The sequence below is a fragment of the Pseudoalteromonas sp. MB41 genome, assembly GCF_020966275.1.
In the GTDB taxonomy this organism is placed as follows: Bacteria; Pseudomonadota; Gammaproteobacteria; order Enterobacterales; family Alteromonadaceae; genus Pseudoalteromonas; species Pseudoalteromonas lipolytica.
The window spans coordinates 47533-66540 of sequence record NZ_JAJJZF010000025.1 but is presented as its reverse complement, the minus strand read 5'-3'; the positions used below and the strand labels follow the sequence as shown (position 1 = coordinate 66540).

The 19008-nt window shown below is 41.4% G+C and carries 13 protein-coding genes; 6 read left to right on the top strand and 7 right to left on the bottom strand.

Annotation, left to right across the window (positions count from 1 at the left end):
* Nucleotides 1-257 (bottom strand): helix-turn-helix domain-containing protein (locus tag LPA49_RS18440; RefSeq protein ID WP_326847808.1); only part of this gene is annotated, 257 nt, incomplete at its 3' end.
* A gap of 240 nt (nt 258-497) precedes the next feature.
* Between LPA49_RS18440 and LPA49_RS18435 the strand changes: the two genes are divergently transcribed.
* Nucleotides 498-1019 carry a hypothetical protein gene (locus LPA49_RS18435; RefSeq protein WP_230237448.1) on the top strand — a complete coding sequence of 174 codons (522 nt, stop codon included), beginning with the start codon at nt 498-500 and terminating at the stop codon, nt 1017-1019.
* A 10-nt stretch (nt 1020-1029) separates the two neighbouring features.
* Here the strand turns inward: LPA49_RS18435 and LPA49_RS18430 are convergent, their stop codons facing one another.
* Together LPA49_RS18430 and LPA49_RS18425 are read right to left on the bottom strand one after the other, a co-directional pair.
* A complete protein-coding gene (locus LPA49_RS18430) occupies nt 1030-2577 on the bottom strand; it encodes a histidine kinase (RefSeq protein WP_230237446.1) in 1548 nt (515 codons plus the stop codon).
* Nucleotides 2578-2581: 4 nt separating this feature from the next.
* Complete coding sequence (locus LPA49_RS18425) at nt 2582-3211, bottom strand: response regulator transcription factor (protein ID WP_230237444.1); 630 nt, start codon at nt 3209-3211, stop codon at nt 2582-2584.
* Nucleotides 3212-3441: 230 nt separating this feature from the next.
* Between LPA49_RS18425 and LPA49_RS18420 the strand changes: the two genes are divergently transcribed.
* Nucleotides 3442-3684, top strand: a complete 243-nt coding sequence (locus LPA49_RS18420; RefSeq protein WP_036971241.1) for a YdcH family protein — start codon at nt 3442-3444, stop codon at nt 3682-3684.
* 171 nt (nt 3685-3855) lie between these two features.
* Nucleotides 3856-6540 (top strand): M14 family metallopeptidase, encoded by a 2685-nt coding sequence (locus LPA49_RS18415; RefSeq protein WP_230237442.1) that lies wholly within the window; start codon nt 3856-3858, stop codon nt 6538-6540.
* Nucleotides 6541-6589: 49 nt separating this feature from the next.
* Here LPA49_RS18415 and LPA49_RS18410 read toward each other — a convergent pair whose 3' ends face one another.
* Nucleotides 6590-8437 (bottom strand): metallophosphoesterase, encoded by a 1848-nt coding sequence (locus LPA49_RS18410; RefSeq protein ID WP_230237440.1) that lies wholly within the window; start codon nt 8435-8437, stop codon nt 6590-6592.
* Between the two features lie 52 nt (nt 8438-8489).
* Nucleotides 8490-11246 carry a TonB-dependent receptor gene (locus LPA49_RS18405; RefSeq protein ID WP_230237439.1) on the bottom strand — a complete coding sequence of 919 codons (2757 nt, stop codon included), beginning with the start codon at nt 11244-11246 and terminating at the stop codon, nt 8490-8492.
* Nucleotides 11247-11479: 233 nt separating this feature from the next.
* On the opposite strand from LPA49_RS18405, the gene LPA49_RS18400 reads away from it, so the two are divergent.
* The 3 genes from LPA49_RS18400 to LPA49_RS18390 all read left to right on the top strand — a co-directional run bounded on the left by LPA49_RS18400 (nt 11480) and on the right by LPA49_RS18390 (nt 15882).
* Nucleotides 11480-12019: an RNA polymerase sigma factor gene (locus tag LPA49_RS18400; protein ID WP_230237437.1), complete on the top strand. Its 540-nt coding sequence runs from the start codon at nt 11480-11482 to the stop codon at nt 12017-12019.
* 45 nt (nt 12020-12064) lie between these two features.
* Nucleotides 12065-12946 carry a FecR family protein gene (locus LPA49_RS18395; RefSeq protein WP_230237435.1) on the top strand — a complete coding sequence of 294 codons (882 nt, stop codon included), beginning with the start codon at nt 12065-12067 and terminating at the stop codon, nt 12944-12946.
* Nucleotides 12947-13017: 71 nt separating this feature from the next.
* Nucleotides 13018-15882 carry a TonB-dependent receptor gene (locus LPA49_RS18390; RefSeq protein WP_230237432.1) on the top strand — a complete coding sequence of 955 codons (2865 nt, stop codon included), beginning with the start codon at nt 13018-13020 and terminating at the stop codon, nt 15880-15882.
* 318 nt (nt 15883-16200) lie between these two features.
* On the opposite strand, the gene LPA49_RS18385 is transcribed toward LPA49_RS18390, so the two are convergent.
* Both LPA49_RS18385 and LPA49_RS18380 read right to left on the bottom strand, forming a co-directional pair.
* Nucleotides 16201-17661 carry a Gfo/Idh/MocA family protein gene (locus LPA49_RS18385; protein ID WP_230237431.1) on the bottom strand — a complete coding sequence of 487 codons (1461 nt, stop codon included), beginning with the start codon at nt 17659-17661 and terminating at the stop codon, nt 16201-16203.
* 183 nt (nt 17662-17844) lie between these two features.
* On the bottom strand, nt 17845-18918 hold the full coding sequence (locus LPA49_RS18380; RefSeq protein WP_230237429.1) for a mechanosensitive ion channel family protein: 1074 nt from the start codon (nt 18916-18918) through the stop codon (nt 17845-17847).
* Between the last annotated feature and the right edge of the window lie 90 nt (nt 18919-19008).

Here is a 19008-nt window from a genome sequence, read left to right as displayed (position 1 = left end):
CGCTTGATTTTTTGTGCGGGGCTTTCTTTGGCTTTAGGTGATTTAGGCATAGTCATCTTAGGTGATTGAGTCCAATCCATCTTACCGTGTTTTCTCAACCAAGTAAGCACAGTTGAGCGACCTTGTATGCCATAAATTTTTTGGGCTTGTTTATAAGTCATATCGCCTTTTTCTACAGCGTCGACAACTTGTAATTTAAAGCCTAATGAATAATCTCGTTGTGTTCGTTTGATCGGTGTATTATTTGACTTGGTCATAATAAGTCCTAAATGTGTAAACACATTTCAGGACGAGACAGACCACATTAAAGAAAGTCCGTAGTTAACGCCACGGGCTTTTTGTTTTGAATTGTGCGAGTAAGTCTGCTCTTATAGTTTTTAACTGATTATAGCGTATAGGAATTTTTCTTAGGCTTACTAAGAAAGCAGCCAATTACCATAACCGTGTGTTCTGTATATTCTTTTATCTTAAACGAGGTAAGATTAAAGGAATAAACAATGAGTATTATTGAGGGAAGCACTAAAGAGTTTGGTAATACGAGTGTGTTACTGCATAGCTTAGGATCTTCATGCTATAGAATTGAATGGTATAGCAGGATGACGGGGGCATCAACGAGCTTGGCTAAACTCATGCAGGGAAAGTACGTTGTGATCAGAAAGTGGGCACAAGCGCGAAATATGTCGGATGTGTCGAGTGAGTTTAACAGCAGGAATAGTGCGCTGATTCATTTTTTAAATAATGTCGATATTGTAAAGTCTCAAGATGAATGGATTATTGCAGCTAAGCAGCACTGTCTTAATTTATTCGTTGAAAATGAGGGGCTTAAACCAGTCACAAAAGCTAGTTTTCCAAAGCCCAGATTACAAGGTGTTATTGGTAAAGAAGTGGTGGTTAAATCGAAAGTAGGCGAAAAAGAAATCGCTCACGGCTTATTGCTGCAGCTTGTTGGTAATCAAGCTGAAATTCAACTTATGAATACCAAAAAGAAATATTATTCGAAACAGGTTTATATTCGTTAGGTACGTGTGATCATAGATCAAAAGTAACCTCTATTGTATAACCATCACTTTCATCAATAGTATATTTGCCACCGAGCGCAATCGCCCGTTCTTCAATGAATGACAACCCATAACCCCCCGAGTCGCTGCTTATACCGTTCGCTGTACCATTATCCTTTAATTGAAGTTGAATATGAGTATCGTTTGCTGTCAGGTTGAGTCTTAATTCGGTTGCTGTGCTATGTTTGATGCAGTTAGTAATTGCCTCTTGGCAAATACGATAAATAGCGGTTTGATGCTCATCAGAGAGTGTCGTTTTTAAGTTTAATTCGACCTTATAATTTATAGACGATTTATTAAGCAGAGATTTAAATCGGCCATTTTTTAGCGCTTGCTCTAAACCTAGTTCATCAAGCTCTCTTGGTCGAAGGTGATGCATGATCTGATAGACTGAGTCATACATCGCTTTGGCATTTTCTTTTAGTCCTGCTACAAGGGGACTTGTATCGTTTTGCTGCTCGATTGATAAAACGGTGAGATCAGTTTTAAGGGCTGTCAGGCTCTGACCTAGTTCATCGTGCAGCTCTTGAGACAGATATTTGCGTTCATTTTCTTGGACTGTCACCATGCGTTTGGCAAGTTGTCTATTTTTTTCCAGTAATGCCGTGAGCTTTTCATTGCTGTCTTGTAGTTGGTTATTTTTTAGTTTTAGCTCGCTTGTTGCTGTGCCTATTAATAGCCCTGTCACTGAATTAGCTATAATAAAAATCTGGCTTATGTATGTATTGGTTGTGTCTTGAACAATAGCCGCTTCAGCGACAATTAAGCAATTACTGACAAATGCGCTAGAAATTGCGCCCGTAATGCCAAACTTATAAGAAAACCAAATAATAGGAAGGAGCGAGCAGAGGCGTAAAAGCGAATATAAGTCAGCATGGTTTACATAGATAAGTAAGTAAATGAGAGTGAGTGTTAATAAGCTGATTAAAATCAAGCTATTATAGTAAGAGAGTATGCGTTTATAGTTATTGCTCAGTAGCAATAGGGCGGGAGCGATAAATAGTGCACCTGTCAGATCGCCTAATGTCATATTGAGTTTGTATTGTAATAACTGGCTATCCTTAAGCCACGTTGTAAATTCAAAGGCGCTCGAAAATAAAAACCATTTAAATGCAGCCGTGAATACGGCGAGTAATATGAGAGATAAAACGCCAGAATTAGAGTCAATTTTGGGTGGCCAGCGGTTCTCTTTAAAACCATACACAATAGCCATATAGGTTAGCTCTTGTAAAAAGCCGTGAAACAAATCGAAGTCCCATTCATTATTATAATAGACACCTAAATAGGCTGCATAAAGCCGAGACGTGAACCACAGTATGGGCCAAAACCTCAGGGGGAAAATTACGAAGAACGCAAGTTTTACTCCTGCAGGTAAGTAAATTGCACTACTTTGAGCTACGGTTTCTAAATGGTTACTTATCAACGATGAGCAATATAAACCGACAAAATACAGGATAAATGTTAATAATTGCTTCGATAGCTCAATCACTACATTGACTGAGTTTACGTGTATTGGCATGCAGTTACGCCAGTTCATCAAGCGCTATTACCCCAGAGTCGATGGCAATTTTTAGTAAATCAAAAGAACTCGTAGATTCTAGTTTATTGTAGATATTGGTTTTATGGACATGAGCTGTTTTGGGCATCATATTAAGTTGCTGAGCAACTTGTTTAGCATTTAATCCTTTGGCAAATAAGGGGAAGGCTTCTCTTTCTCTTGGTGTGAGTAAATCGAGTTTGTTTGATGCAGAGATCGCATTGAATTTTACATCTTCACTAATGTATCTGCCTCCTTTCATAATCGAATTGACTGCATCAATTAAAGCTTCCGATGCTGAGCGTTTAGACACATAGCCTAATGCACCAAGTTTTAAAGCATTACTCACATAGGGCTCGTAATCATACATGGAGGCAACGATGGTTTTTATTTCAGGAAATGTCGTGTTTAAATAAGATAAAAACGCCATTCCATTCTCACCTTCATGCATTGAAATATCGACAATAAACACGTCAGGTTGTTCTATCTCGACAGCAAGTTTTGCTTCATTGACTGAGCAGGCTTCGATGATAACGTGCCACCCAGATTGCAGCTCCAATAGTTTTTTAAAACTATCTCTTACCAATTGATGATCTTCGATAATACCTATACGCATGACTCTCTCCTTAGAGTTTTTATTATACATCTAATTCAATAAGTTATGTCTAGGAATTATTCTTATATAAATTAAAGCAACCGATCTATTGATTCATCCGTATTGGGGGCAATAGGGTATCTGTGCCTTATCGTTGTCATTATTGATCTTGAACAAGGTTGCTACGTTGACTCTGTTTCACAGAATGATACAGTGAATTTGAACTTTAATTCTAGCCAAAGGAGCTGCCCATGCTAGGCGAAAAACACTCGTTATTGAATGAATTCCCAGAGTTTAATGAATTAATCCACAACCTTGCCAAAAGCGATGCCCATTTTAAAAATACCATGCAACGATACGATGACATGGATAAAGAAATTAGAGAGCTTGAGCTTAATAGTTCTCCGATTGATGACAGTGAAATGCATGAAAAGAAACACCAAAGAGCTGCGCTGAAAGACGAACTTTATGATTTCTTAAAAGCGAAAGCATAAAACAGAAAATGACACCTAATGCCCCTTGCTCTTATGACTCTCGCTGACAAGGGGTGTTATTTCCCAGTTAACCCTAATTTATACCTTTCTAACGCTTTTAATTCCCTTATTTTCAATAGTTTTATATGTTAGTAACTGTTTGTTCAGATTTTTTAAATGGGTGGAATTTATATGTTTGCGAAGGGAGCAACCAAAGCCGTCTCACTGTGTATTATGGCTATGTCTGTCAGCCTGAGTGCCGCAGCAAGTATCAACAATACAGAGACTATGTGGCCAGGCACGGTTTACAACACGGATATACCTACATTTAAGCAGGTTCTTGGTTATGATGTAGGTGAGCGCATTACTAATTACAACGATATGCGTCGTTATTTAACAGCCCTTGAGCAAGCCGCTCCTGAGCGTATTAAAGTTTTTAAGTATGCAAACAGCTGGGAAGGTCGTGAGCTTGTTTATGCGGTTGTTGGCACCGCTGAGCATATTCGCTCATTAGAAACCCTTGCAAACAACACGCAAGCGCTGGCAGACCCGCGAAGTACATCTGCGAAAGATGCAAAGTCACTCATCAAAAACTTACCCACTTCAGTGTGGCTGCAGTATGCAGTACACGGTAATGAAATTAGCTCGACCGATGCGGCACTGTTCACCGCTTACCATTTATTAGCGGCACCGAACGATACCATTAACAGTAAAATATTAGAGAATACCGTTGTATTTATTGATCCCCTACAAAACCCTGATGGCCGTGAGCGCTTTGTTTCTCGCTATTATGCCACTGTCGGATTAGAGCACAGCGCAGACCGTTTAAGTGCAGAGCATAATGAGCCTTGGCCTCGAGGTCGAGTTAATCATTATCTGTTCGATATGAATCGTGATTGGTTAGCACTTACTCAGCCTGAAACAAAGGGTAGAGTAGCTGCAATAAATAAATATAAACCTCAAGTGGTGGTTGATATTCATGAAATGGGCGGCGATCAATCATATTATTTTGCGCCGGCTGCTCAGCCATTCAATCCCCATATGACAAAAACGCAAATAGCCAATATGGATGCCATTGGCCAAAATCATGCTAAATATTTTGATGAGTTTGGCTTTGATTATTTTACCCGCGAAATTTTTGATGCTTTTTATCCTGGGTACGGTGATAGTTGGCCTGTATTTTATGGTGCGTCAGCATCAACCTACGAAGTAGGCTCTGCTCGCGGCCATGTTTTTGAAAAAAACACCGGTGAACTTCTTACTTATTTTAATACAGTGAAGCGTCAGTTTGTGGCATCAATTTCTACCGCCGAAGGTGCAGCTAATCAACGTGAGAAGCTACTTAATGACTTTTACCAATATCAAGTTGATGCAATTGATTCAGGTAAGAAGAGTAAAGAACGTGTGTATATTTTACCGAACCAAAGTAACCGTGAAGGAACGCATAAACTTGCTACGTTAATGGCTGAACACGGCGTAGAAGTTCAACAAGCAAATGAAGATTTCAAAGCATGCGGTGTTAAATACAAAGCGGGTAGCTACTTTATTGATACAGCGCAGCCGCGTGGTGTATTTGTTCGTACCACATTTACAGACCAAGTTGATATGGCTGAAGCCTTTGTAAAAGAACAAGAAAGACGCCGTGCTCGTAACCTAGGCGACGAAATTTATGATGTCACAGGCTGGTCGCTGCCAATGATGTTTAATGTTGATAGCGATAGCTGTAGTAAGGCTGTGAGCGCTGACAGTAAAGCGGTTCAGGCTAACGACACACTGATTGGTAAAGTGAATAACCCAGAAGCCTCAGTGGCTTATATTGTTGCTTGGGGCGACACGGCCGCTGCACGCTTTTTAACCGCAGCGCTGCAAGCAGGCGTTAAGCTTAAAAGTGCTGACCAAGCATTTGTATTAGGTGATAAAACTAACTACCCAGCGGGCAGTTTAGTGATTGAAAAGCGCTTAAACGATAAAGACTTACTGACTAAAATTAGTCAAATTGCAGAGCAAACAGGTGCAATAGTCGATGGTGTTGATTCAAGCTGGGTGATTGATGGCCCTAGCTTTGGTAGTAATAAAACAGTACCAATGGTGGCGCCAAAAGTGGCGATTGCATGGGATGTACCTACCAGTGAGCTAAGCGCTGGTAACACCCGTTTTGTTATAGAAAGACAGCTCGGCTATCCGGTAACGGCTATTCGTACACCAATGCTTGCATGGGCTGATTTAAGTGATTACCAAGTGTTGATTTTACCGGAAGGTAATTACGAGCAATCATTAGGTAAATCGGGCGCGGCTAATTTAAAAAGCTGGGTTGAAGCTGGTGGCGTGTTGATTGCACTCGGTAATGCAAACCGCTTTACCACCCATGCTGATTACGGCTTATTAGATGTTAAGCGCGAGCAAGCCTACCGAGAAGAAAAAGCCGACAGCAGCGATGATAAAAGCAGTAAAGTGGCAGGGCAGTTATTCGCTTCTCGTGATGATTTAAAAGCAGCGAGCATCGAACCACACACCTCGCCAGACTATGTAGCCGGTGTACTTGCTAATGTTGAAGTAGACCAAGAGCATTGGTTAACCGCAGGCGTCGATAAAAATTTAGTGGCGGTGGCTTACGGTAATGATATTTACACGCCAATTAAACTTAACTCAGGCAAAAACTTAGCGTGGTTCACAGGTAAAGACGATGTACTGGCGAGTGGTTATTTGTGGCAGCAAAATAAAGCTCAGCTAGCTTACAAGCCGCTCCTTGTTCATCAACCACTAGGTAAAGGCATGGTGATAGGCTTTACACAATCACCGACGTATCGCGCCTACCTTGAAGGCATGAATGTATTGCTCACTAACACGATTTTCCGTGCTGCAGCTCATGCTCAGTAATAAGTAATATTAATAAAAACGGCACCCTCTTAGGTGCCGTTTTTATTTGTTAGGAGCGGCATGCTTTTGCTGGTTTATTCGTTTTTAAGTTTAGATCAATGATCAAGCAGCGATCGTTTTCACCTTGTGCTAGTTTTTCAAAAATAGCGAATGCTTTGCTAAGGCCTACTTTAAAGGTACATATATCAACGTCTTGTGCTATTTTATTCCCCTTTTTTGGTAAGCATTGCCCCATAGCATCTAAGTGTTGAGCCATAGCATCTAAGTGTTGAGCCATGAGCTTGTAGGCTTTAAAGTGTGTTTCTGAAATATCTTCAAGCGCTAAAGACCCCGCATTTCTCAATAAGTAAAAGTCGCGAATAAAATCAAATAGACTGACCTTTTTGAGAAGGGCATCAGATGTTTGCGTTAATGAGAGAGGTGTTTGGCTATCGTAAAGTGTTAATAACTCATGAAAGCTGTATGTGAGTAACTGGGTTCTAAAACTTTCAGGCCATTCACTCGGTATAAAACGCCACTTTGCGAGTCCTGCGAGATGTTGCAGTGTAAATTGGTGATAGTTATTGCTTTGTAGGATATCAGAAAGCCATTTTTCATCTTGGTTATGCTCTTCTAAGTAATTGTATTCCTTTTTATAAGCCGGGAATAACGTATCAAAGTTCGCAATAGAATCGAGTAAAACGGTATCTACTTTCGCTTCACTTCCTGTAATACTAACAAGCTTGTAAGCAGGGCGGTAAGCGCTTATAGATGGGGCTTGAATATTATAAAGGGTATTCTGCTTAGCTTTAATAATACTGGTGTCATTCATATGCATGTGTCCCCCAATATGTAAGCGTAGACCAGTGTTTGCTAACGTACTTTGTGTATTGGTTGTCGGTTCTCTCTTTAGCTGAAAAGCACGGTCATTGAACAAATCTTTAATTGATGCGCTTTGTTGATCGTAAAACTCTCCCATCGGAAAGTGGCTAAACGCTATCAGTGTTTTGTGTTGCTCTTTTGCTGCAGTAACAAGCTGTTTTATCCAACTTAATAAGTACGGTTTTTCAGTTAAGACCTTGTTGTATCCTGCATTGCCTGAACCCTTGAAAGTAAGTTGATTGTTTTTAAACTCAGGTAAATAAACATTGGCATCGATAGCTAAAAGCCATAATCCTGCAACAGGTTCAACAAGGTAACTCGTATCAGGGAGCATTACGCAGTGCTTATTATCATTAGTGCATTGTTGGTACTGCCGCTCGGCTAAAGAAGCGTGATTATTTAAAAAAGGTGTTTGCCATAGCAAGTCTTGGCTCTGTGGCGTTAAACCAAATTCAGACATCGCGTCCATAATTTCTTGATAGCCACCTTGACTAATAGCATCATCGCAAAACAAGAAATCGGTATGAGGGCCTTTACACATAGCGTGGCCTTTACTAAAAATAGCCACCTCGCGTCCCTCACTATTTAAAAAATCTGATTTTCCAGCATGGGTTCGTATTGGCTTAACGGGATCATGATTCCCCGGAATAGCAAAAAAGCGCATGCCATAGCGTTTTGTGTATTCACTTAATAGAGCCTTTAGGCCCTGTAAGTGAACAGGCTGCCCGTCATCGGTAAAGTCGCCAGGCAAGGCGACTAATTTCACGTTACGCGCTGCAATATCATCGAGTGCGGCGGTGAGTGCAAAGTAGTTTTCATTGAATAATCTGGTTGAATGGAGTTGTGCCTTCATACTGCGGATTGTGACAGGCTTTGTATGGTTATCGAGCGCAATGCCTTTAAATCCAACATGACTAAAGTCAGCATAAATATCATGAAAGTGAATGTCGGGAATAAAGGCTATTTGTGTGTTTAGTTCTTTTGCATTGAGCTTAAACGTCACAATAAGTATTAAAAAAAGTGTAAATAATCGCATTGTATATGCCTTGCTATAAGGATAACGGGGCACTTAGGCCCCGACGATACGCTTAGAAGCTGCCGCGGAGGCCTAACGAGAAACGACGACCTGAAAACTCATACATCGTTGGGAACACCGGAGCGATGGTGTAGCCAGTGGTTTCTTCATCAGTGATATTAATGCCCTCAAGAGTGACTTTTATTGTGTCGTTGATTTGATAACCAAACGAGATATCTGTTTGGCCATATGCATCACGGTAAACGGGGTACATATCGCGCTCAATATACTCAACATATTTGTCTTTGTAGTTGTAAGAGATGCGCGCATCAAAGCTGTCATTTTCGTAATAAAAAGTAATGTTATAGGTTTCGTCTGCTAAGCCTTCTGGTGGTGTTGGTATCGCTAAATCAGACGCACCCGTGAGTGAATTATCTAACGTCGTGTAGTTAGCATTTATACCAAAACCTTGTAACATTGGGTGGAAACGAGCAAAAGGAATTTGTGCAATAAATTCAATACCACTTACATCGTATGAACCCTCAGCGTTTACTTTTTGGTAGACGTCGAAGTCGTACACACCGTCGACAGTACCGTTATCATTATATTTAGTTACGTCAGTCACAACACCGGTTAAGGATTCACGAACAACGCCTTCAATTTCTTTTTCGAAATAAGACACTGCAAGTAAACCACCTTCTTCTAGGTACCACTCTAAACCGGTTTCCCATTGATCAGCGTAGGTTGGTTTTAAATCTGGGTTACCGTCACGGTATTTAAACTCGCTTAAACTTACCGTGCGTTTATAAGCAATATCAGTCAGGGCAGGGCGAATAAAGGTTTCTGATGCTGCAGCGCGAAATAATAAATTATCAGTAAGCTCTAAGCTAAAGTTAAGACTTGGTAGCGTCTCTTTGTAGCTACCTTCTTTTGAGATAGGTGCCGACGTATAACCTGTGCTGCCGTCATCACTTTGCACTTGGTGATAACCCGATGAATCAACATTCGTATCAATATATCGAACACCCGCATTCAAAGTGGCAGGTAATGTGCCTATTTCAAATGCAAAGTCTGCCATCGCATAAATAGCGGTTGTTTTTTCAGAGACTTCGTAGAATTGATCGGGGGCGTACTGAACTCCAAAACCATCATAACGCAATTCACTACGTGCATAGTTATTGGAAATTTGGCTCCAATCTTGTTTAGATGATACTGCTGATAAATATTCGCCACCAGATACTAGATCTGAAATTACTGTGAGCTCGCTATCGGCTAAAGTGCGTGTACCAACCCATGATGAATCATCAGCAGAAGCACCTGTTATGCGGTTTGTACCATAATTACGTTGTTTTGATTTGTCGGTGTAGCGTGCACCAAATTGCACTTTAGATAACGCAGGGAAAAAATCTAACTGGAAATGGCGACTAAAATCGAGCTGAGCCGCATATTTGTCATCAGAGATATCTTCTAAATTGACCTCGTAGTAATCGAATGTATAGGCTTCTGGTGAGTTATACATATCAAATGTATTAGGGTTATCGCTGGCAATGGTTTCACCACCTGTTGATGTATAGCGAGAACGCGTTGGGCGATAAGCGGTGTGTTTGAGGTTGGTCGTTTCTGCCAGTTTATCTGCGCCACTATAACCAACAACGCCGTAAACTTCCCAGTCACCTAGCATCCAATCAAGGGTTAAACTGAACTGTTGGTAATCTGTATCACTGCTGTTCTCTTTACTTAAAAACTCATGCTGAGTTGCTGCGTAGTTCACATCTGTGAGTACGGTGATGCCATAGTCAGACAACGTGTTATCATCGTAACTATATATTTTTTCAAGTGAACTTATACTTGAAGCAGAGTAAGCCGCAGCATCATATTCATCTTCGTGATTATCAAAGTTACCAAGTAGCGCATCAAAAGTAAGGCTAAATTCACTGCTAGGTTTGTATTGTAGTGATAAGGTAGCGCCCCACTTTTCTTGTTCTGTCAGGTAAGCACGATCGCCAACTTTATCAAGAAATACCACGCGACTTGTTTCGTCTTTATCAAAACGGTCATTAATACTGATACCAGTATCGCGCTCTAAAACGTCAGCAGCTTGGTCTGATTGCCATTGTGACGAACCTGATTTTTCTAACCAGCGAGATAATGGGCGAAAGTTAATGCCAGAGTTGCTGTCAGTTCTGTTGGTACGCTCTGAGTAAGCAAATGAAGCCAGGGCTCCCCAGTTACCAAAGGTATCACTCGCTAAAAATGCAAATTTAGGATCGCTCTTTTCTGAAATGTCGTTATAGGCGCCTTCAACGGATGCCACAAGTTGGCGACCATCATAGTCAAATGGTCGTGCCGTTGTTATTGCGACAGAGCCCGCAATACCGCCTTCTTCATCAGCCGCTGTTGGTGACTTTTTAACTGTAACACTTTGAATAATTTCGGAAGCGAACATATCAAATTCAACATCTCGACCACCACTGCCTGAGGCTGTCGCAAGATTATTGATTGATACAAATGTAAACTCAGACGGTAAACTACGTACATTTACTTTTTGACCTAGACCTTTATTACGCTCTATGGTGACACCCGGCATACGCTGCAAGGCTTCGGCTAAATTTTGCTCAGGGAAGTCTGCTATGTCAGAAGCGACAATTGAATCTGAAAAGCCGATATTGGTGCGTTTTAAATCAATTGCTTTTTCTAAACTCTTTACGTAGCTGCCAGTGACAACAATTTCTTCAATCGGCTCTTGGTTTTGTTCTGCGTAAGCGGGAGCGATTACTAATGAGCCAACAGCAAGTGCTAAAGGCGATAATGAAAATGCACGGTAAGTCATGAGGGTTAATTCCTGTTAAATGCAATATTTGGTTTAAATTCGCCTCTAAAGACGATGCATTAACAAAGAAGGGGACCAATTTTTAAATGAAGCTTTTGTGACATTTTTAAGTCGAGAATTACGTAAAACTGTCATTCAATATTCATCATACCGTTGTCCCCTTTAGGTTAGGATTCGCGTCATACCTAGATAAACAAGCTAGCCTCATCACTAAAATTATGTCTCTATCTTCAATGACTAACGGTTTAAATAATACAGCTTCTGTACATAGTAGAGCGCTATTGCAATGCTTTATTGCTAATCAAGATGCATTAAAAGGATTTTTTTGCAAAGCAGTGAGTGAGCGTGCCGATGCCGATGATTTGTTTCAAAAGTTGCTATTAAAGGCACTTAACTCTGAACACTTAGACCCGATAGATAATCCGCTCGCGTATGGTTATCGTATGGCGCAACATCTGGTGATTGATCATCATCGTCAACAAAGTAAATCTCCTGAAACTTTAGAGCATGAGCCGCATTGCGAAGCATTATCGCTTGAGTCAGCGCTTGAATATGAGCAACGTATTGCACTTTACCAACAAATTTTGTTGCAAATGCCAGCACTGCGCAGAGATGTATTTATTCGACGCCGTATTAAAGGCCAAACACGGGCAGAAATTGCGAGTAGCTTGGGGTTGTCTGAAGAAGCTGTGAAAAAACATATTTCGCGGGCAATGGAGATGCTGAAAAATGCCATGGCTGAGCATTTTTTAGTGCACGAATGTCCCCGTTAGGGCGGTTAAATCGTCATATTAACATTACGAGTAATTGAGATAGCGATGAACTCTTCACATCAACATGATTATGAATCGGATAATGCATTGGAAAAAGCCATTTGGGACGATGCGGCGTTATTAGCTGCGCTTGAGCTGGTGGACACGCAACAGGATGAACAACTTGCACGAGCTAAAAAGCGTCGTCGTTTAGCGTTGTATTCTTGGGGAGGAGGTGCTGTCGCAGCATGTTTTGCGGTCGTTATGTGGGCGCTGATACCTACTTATGAACCGCCGTATTTACCAGCAGTAAACACGGTAACTGCCAAGCAGTTTATCAGCGAAGAAGCCCAAGATGTGAGCTTGTCTGATGGCACTTTGGTTGCGATGAATGTGCATTCTCAGCTTGAATTTAGTGAAAACAACCAAGCCCGCAAAGCGATTCTAAGTAAAGGCGAAGCGTATTTTTCTGTACATCGTGATGAATCGCGTCCATTTACAATCGATGTAGGCAATGCGAGTATCGAAGTGCTTGGTACAGCTTTTAATGTTGATAAAACATTGCGAGAAACCTTAGTGGATGTTTTTCATGGGAAGGTTTCTGTTACTAGCTTAGATGGTTCGCAGCATGTTGAATTAGTAAAAGGGCAGCGCGCACGAGTGAGCGACTCTGCAATAAACGTATCACGATTTAATGCGTTACAACCTGATTGGCAAGAAGGTTGGTTAGATTTAGATAACGTGTCTATTAATGATGCTTTATTTCAATTAAATCGTTATAGCAAAAAGCCAGTGGTTTTAAATAATGTGTCTAGTGATATAAAAGTCAGTGGCCGCTTTGCGATAGACGATATACTCGGTGCAGCAAAGCTGATAGCTCAGTTAAATACGCTTAAAATTAAACAGTTTCCTGACAGCATTGAGTTAAGTGAAAAGGCCGAAAACTGACATGATTTCGTCATAAACTTTTCATCGGAAATAGGCACAATATACTCCTCTAGTTATGAGGATGTAAGTTAATGAGGTGCATTTGCTGTTGTATTTTAATGCTGCTTGGTATGTTCACTAAGCAGCTTTATGCTGCACAAAGCACGCTAAAGGCGCAGCTCATCGCTTTGGCAGAGCAATATCAAACAGCGATCATCTACCCAGACGACCTAGTCAGCTCAGTGATTCTACAAGTGCCATTGACTTCTAAAGCTGACAGTTTAGAAGCAAGCCTAGATGCGCTGCTATTAAAAAACGGCTTTATCTGGCAACAAACTACGTCAGGCATTGTTGTTTTAAAGTCCATTCAATTAGACACAAATATTAAGTCACAGCCTTTGATGGAAGAAGTGACCGTAACGGGCGATAAAGCAAGTCACGCGGTTTCGCATGTTTATGATAGCAATTATCAACAAAGTGCCCATTACGCGCAGCAGCAAAAGCAAAATTATATAGGTGAAGCTGATTTTGCCAGTGGTGCTATGTTGTCCTTATTACCCGCGGAGAATTTGGCAGAGGCGCTTCAAGCGATCCCTGGCGTGAGTATCTCCCGGGACCGAGGTGAGGCACTAAATATTAATGCGATGGGGCTAGGACCTGAGTATCAATTAACTCTGTTAAATGGGCATCGATTAGCAAATACTGAAAATGTTCGCAATTCAAACCAATATGGTCAGCAGTACCGCTTTGATACCTTCAGTGCAGAACTTTTTTCGAATATTGCGGTGTATAAACTGGCGGATGCAAGATTACCAAGCGGAGCTGCGGGAGCAACTGTTAATTTAATGAGTGATGATCCGCTCTCACTTAATAGTAATCACTTTAAGGCAACCCTAACCAGTGCTGCGCTTGCGGGAGATCGTAATTTTCAACCAAGCTTTGGCTTAACGAGTAATGCTATTTCAGCTGATGGCAAATTGGCTGCGTTAGTTAAATTTAATTATGAAAATCGCCTACAAAGACAATTTCAATTCGAAACTTGGCATTGGGGCGAGAATGGTGGTGCACCAGATAACTATCACTGGAAAGAACTTGATGATACCAGTTTAGTTCCCACTGATACGCTAGCGCTTACCATTGAAAATGAGGATAGAACTCGCACTAGTTACTACGCAAATATTGCCTGGCAGCCCCACCCACAATTTGAACTAAATACACTATGGCTTCGGTCAGATACTGATTTTACCTATGATGAGCATCGACTTTCTATTAATCCTCTCAATGAACATGCAGAAGCGACACGCGATGAGAGGAAAAACAGCATCCAAAACATGCAATTTAATGCTGCACAAGGTAAATCTTCACGAGAAGAGTCGGGTCTGTATTACCATAATCAGACGCTGCAAATAATGCCCACATGGTACGCAAAGGATGAAACGCATTGGCGAATAAGTCCTTTTTATAGCCACAGTGAATCGTTAAGTGCAACTCAAACCCCAATTACGCGGACTCATGTAGGGCTAAAACCAGTACCAGCAACGGTTGCTATCTCTAAAAAACAAGTCGCGCAGTATGAGTTCGCAACTAATTTAGCCCTCGTTGATAGTTACTCACGCTTGTCACAATTGAGTCGCCGTATGATTGAGGTTAATGACGAAGTTACAGAATGGGGAGTGGACAGTGTATGGCAAATAGCATCAACATGGGGATTATCGAATCTGCAATTTGGTACAGAAAAATCCGAACAGTCACATAGATATCAACGCCAAGATGTTAGTTTGTCGAGTTCACAGTTAGCGACTTTGCCTGCGCTTGATGGTCGTTGGCTAGTGCCATTGACTCACGCATTTAAAGCTGATTTTTTGTCGCAGCCAGTGCAACCTTGGTTGATTCCAAAGCGTGATCTTTTACAGTTATATGATATTGAGTTGCCCTTTGGTGAGCGACACGAAAATGATCATTTAAATAGTTATGAAACTGAATTTACAGCCTATGAAAGCTATGTTCATAGCGTATGGCAGATACCTTATTTAGAAAACTTAACTGCGGCATTTGGGCTTAGACACAGTAATACAAAAAGCCATACATTAGGGCATCAACTTGATGAACGTGGTCAATTAAAAACGTTATCAGAGCAGGTAAAGTTTGCGATGTGGTTACCCTCGTTTAGTTTAAAATGGCAATTTTCTCCACACTGGCTTGGTCGATTAGGCTATAGTCGTTCAGTAAATCGACCTAATTATTCTGATTTAAATCCTAAGCTTCATGTGAATTCAGGTGGTTTGCCGTATGCTGAGTTAGGCAACCCAGCCTTAGAGCCTGTCGTTGCTAACACCACCAGTATGTCACTAAACTGGTTAGGCGAAGAAAATAGCCTGCAACTTATGACATTTAATCATCAACTCGATAACTTTATTGTTGATCAAATAAAAACAGTTACTTATCAACAGCAGGATTACTCAGCTCTGCAAGCAAATAATGATGGTCAAGCAACGATCTCTGGACTGCTATTCAGTGCTGATTGGCGATTGCCATTCCTATCAGATAACTCAGTGCAAACCAGTATGATAACGAGCGTGAATCAGTTGGTGGACGCGAAGTTAACGGCAGAGCAAATTAATAACCCTGATATTGAAGGGGTGTCAGAGCTGACTGCAAATCTGCGCTTAATGTTTAATGCAAAGAAGTGGCAAGGTGCCGCCAATATTAATTACCGTAGTGAGTTTTTAGAGCAGCGAGACTTATCGAACAATGCTGATGTATATATCGATGATTTTACGAGTGTCGATTTAAGTTACAGCTGGTTTTTCTCTGATGCGGTCGCACTGCGGTTTGATATTTTTAATGCAACAGACAAAAGACTTGTTCGAGAAGTGCAAACAAACGATGCAACATCCCTCATGAAAGTAGAGCAATTTGGTCGCCGTTTTGTACTTAGCCTTGCACTGACTCTGTAAAGAAAATCCATCGAATTTTTATGTCCGCTGCTAGGTTAGCGCTCGTTGAAGCATTGCCATTTAGCTGTCATCACTCATCATTAGTTAAGAGTATCAACATAGCGCTTTGGTTATAGTTGTGTATTTAAATGTGGTCTTGGCATAGGTGTATTTTGTTATGCAACTACAATAATGATGGTTATGTTGAGTTTGTGGGGCCAATGGAATATGCCAGATATAATGAGTCTTAATCGTGACAATGACTTACTTTGTGCTAATCACTTTATGTATTAATCAACAAGCCCGCAATGCAAGGTGCGGGCTTTGGCATGTAAGTTGTTAAGACACAATCCCGAGTGGCTTACCTGTTTGCCAAGCGCCACGGGTAAAGTCTGGTATCGTTTTGCTGTTACTTCTGTCTGCAACCGATGCCATACTTTGTGGGAAGATTGATGACCAGGCTGCAGCATCGTAAACATCTTGATCCAGTGGTTCATTGTTACGCAAGCAGTAAATCATGCGCCATAACATTATGAAATCCATGCCGCCGTGACCACCGTTGCGAACGGCTTCTTCACCCATACGTTGCCATAATGGATGATCAAACTCTGCACGCCATTTTTCCATATCGTGATCCCAGCTATGGAAATTTTGCATATGTGGTTTACGACCTTGTGAGCCCGCACTTTCCCATGCTGCTACTTCAGCTTCATATTGCTGCTGGTAGATTTTTGCAATGGCTGGTGGTACATCTTCTAGGGCAATGCGGTTAGGAAAACCTGCAAATGTCCCATTAGTACCTTGAATTAGGTTATGGCGGCTGTACGGGCGTGGGCTTGTGGTGTCGTGCTGAACCATAATGCTTCGGCCTTTCACTGTTTTAATAATGCTGGTGTTCATGTCGCCAGCAGTAAATTTCAGTGAACGACGTTCGTGGCCTGCAGGAAATTCACGTTCTGCGTAGGCTGCACGGCCAAGTGCAGGTGAGCTGACTGATGTTACGAAATCAAAGCGATCACCCCGGTTGATGTTCATATATTGAGAAACGGGGCCTAAGCCATGAGTGGGGTATAAGTTACCGTTTACTTTTGTATGCCAGTAAGTACGCCACGAGCCGGTACTGCGGTCAATTTCTTTCATTTGCCAACGCAGGTCATGAATATAAGCGGCTTCACCATGTAGTAACTCGCCAAATACGCCTTTACGAACCATGTTTAGAACCATTAACTCGTCACGGCCGTAGTTAACGTTTTCCATCATCATGCAGTTCTTTTGAGTGCGCTCAGCAGTGTTTACTAGTTGCCAGCACTCTTCCATAGTGGTTGCTGCGGGTACTTCAACAAAGGCATGTTTACCACTTTCCATGGTTTCAACACTCATTGGTGTGTGCCAACGCCAAGGTGTTGAAATGATCACGATGTCGATGTCATTGCGAGCCAGCATGTCTAAATAGGCTTTATCAGACCCCGTGTAAGCAGTTGGTTTAGGTAAGCCTTTTTCAACAACATAGTTAATTGATTTCTCGAGCATTAGCTGATCTGTGTCACAGATAGCTTTAATTTCAACACCTTCAATGTGGCAAAGGTGTTTTACATGGCCGCTACCACGTTGACCAACGCCAATAAAACCAACACGTACCACATCCATCGCAGGCACAGCTAAGCCCATTACGCTTTTACCTTGTGACGCAAGTGGTGTGCTTTGATTATCACCTTGTTGGCTTTTCGCACAGCCAGTCACGACTGTCGCGGCGGTAATAGCTGCGGCAGATTTTAAAAAACTACGTCTATCTATTGTCATAACGATACCTAAATCACTGAGATTATTATTAAGAGTATGTGTCAGTTGTTTCTTTTTATCTTAATTGAAAGACAATTACAAAAGTTAACAGGTAATCAAAACTGCTGCATGTCCGCAATAATACATACAGCTAACACAGTTCAATCTTGATTTAATGGATGTATTTAATTTACAGGATAAATATTAAATAATATTACTGCCTTGCTCAGGATCGCGAGACTGATCGGCTTGTTCACGAATATCATCTGCATCACTACTTATATCATCCAAGCTATGGTCGTCGAGTGTGTTTGATGTTTGTGGGGGCGAAGTGGTGTGATGACTGGTGTGCTCGGCATCGGTATTTAAAATAATTCGTTCGCGAGCATCATCTGGCATACTAATTTTTTCTGCTAAATAGGTGTTTACTAACATTCGCATTAGCTGAGATGCCACTTTAACCGTGCTATGTTCACTGCTGTTTACCCAAAAATAAATGGTTAAATTAAGTGTGGCAGATCCAAGCGATTCAATGAGAACCTGACTGGGGAGATCATTAATAACAGCAGGGTTTTGACTTACGACTTGCATGGCTAATTGCTGAGCATAGCGAATGTCATTATCGTAGCCAATGCCTACTGTAAAATGGCCGCGCATTTTGGGGTTCGCAGTAAGGTTCTTAATGACATTTTTATAGACGGTAGCATTCGGTATTTGAATATGATTACCATCAAAATCCACCAAAGTAGTGGCGCGAGCTGTGACTTTTTTTACCACCCCTAAGCGGCCATCTACTTCTATTACATCGTCAATTCGAAACGGTCGCTGTACGCTGAGTAGCATACTCGAGATAAAATTTTCGGCGATATCACGAAATGCGAAGCCAAGGATCAAGCCCACCAATCCTGTACCACTCATGATAGCGACGGCAAAACTGGTTAGCCCTGCAAGACGTAAAAATAAGTACACCCCAAACAAAATAATAACGATGCTAAAAAAGCGCCGTGTAACGACATGTAAAAGCTTACTTTCACTCACAAAACCCAGTGGTTTAATCAGTACATATGACAAAGGGCGAGCCAGTAAGTAGCAAATAATAATGGCGACAATACCGAGTGTGAGAGCCGGTAACATTTGCCAAGCAGTGTGTAAAAACTGCGTAACTTGTGAGTTTAAATCGTACCACGTAAGGCTTTCAATTGGCGTCGACGTCGTGGTTGATAGTGTGGGTGTGATTAAATTAGTTACTTGATTAGTAAGATATAAATAAAAATTCATTGCACCACTCCATGGATTATAGCCGGGCAGTTATAAGCGTAGCTCAATGCAAGTTAGACGCCATTATTAGTGGCAAGTAGTTTGCAACGA

Coding starts and splice junctions, on each gene's coding strand:
- LPA49_RS18410 (WP_230237440.1), bottom strand. CDS start 8,437: ATGCGATTATTTACACTTTTTTTAATACTTATTGTGACGTTTAAGCTC.
- LPA49_RS18405 (WP_230237439.1), bottom strand. CDS start 11,246: ATGACTTACCGTGCATTTTCATTATCGCCTTTAGCACTTGCTGTTGGC.
- LPA49_RS18420 (WP_036971241.1), top strand. CDS start 3,442: ATGCTAGGCGAAAAACACTCGTTATTGAATGAATTCCCAGAGTTTAAT.
- LPA49_RS18425 (WP_230237444.1), bottom strand. CDS start 3,211: ATGCGTATAGGTATTATCGAAGATCATCAATTGGTAAGAGATAGTTTT.
- LPA49_RS18380 (WP_230237429.1), bottom strand. CDS start 18,918: ATGAATTTTTATTTATATCTTACTAATCAAGTAACTAATTTAATCACA.
- LPA49_RS18430 (WP_230237446.1), bottom strand. CDS start 2,577: ATGCCAATACACGTAAACTCAGTCAATGTAGTGATTGAGCTATCGAAG.
- LPA49_RS18435 (WP_230237448.1), top strand. CDS start 498: ATGAGTATTATTGAGGGAAGCACTAAAGAGTTTGGTAATACGAGTGTG.
- LPA49_RS18415 (WP_230237442.1), top strand. CDS start 3,856: ATGTTTGCGAAGGGAGCAACCAAAGCCGTCTCACTGTGTATTATGGCT.
- LPA49_RS18400 (WP_230237437.1), top strand. CDS start 11,480: ATGACTAACGGTTTAAATAATACAGCTTCTGTACATAGTAGAGCGCTA.
- LPA49_RS18390 (WP_230237432.1), top strand. CDS start 13,018: ATGAGGTGCATTTGCTGTTGTATTTTAATGCTGCTTGGTATGTTCACT.
- LPA49_RS18385 (WP_230237431.1), bottom strand. CDS start 17,661: ATGACAATAGATAGACGTAGTTTTTTAAAATCTGCCGCAGCTATTACC.
- LPA49_RS18395 (WP_230237435.1), top strand. CDS start 12,065: ATGAACTCTTCACATCAACATGATTATGAATCGGATAATGCATTGGAA.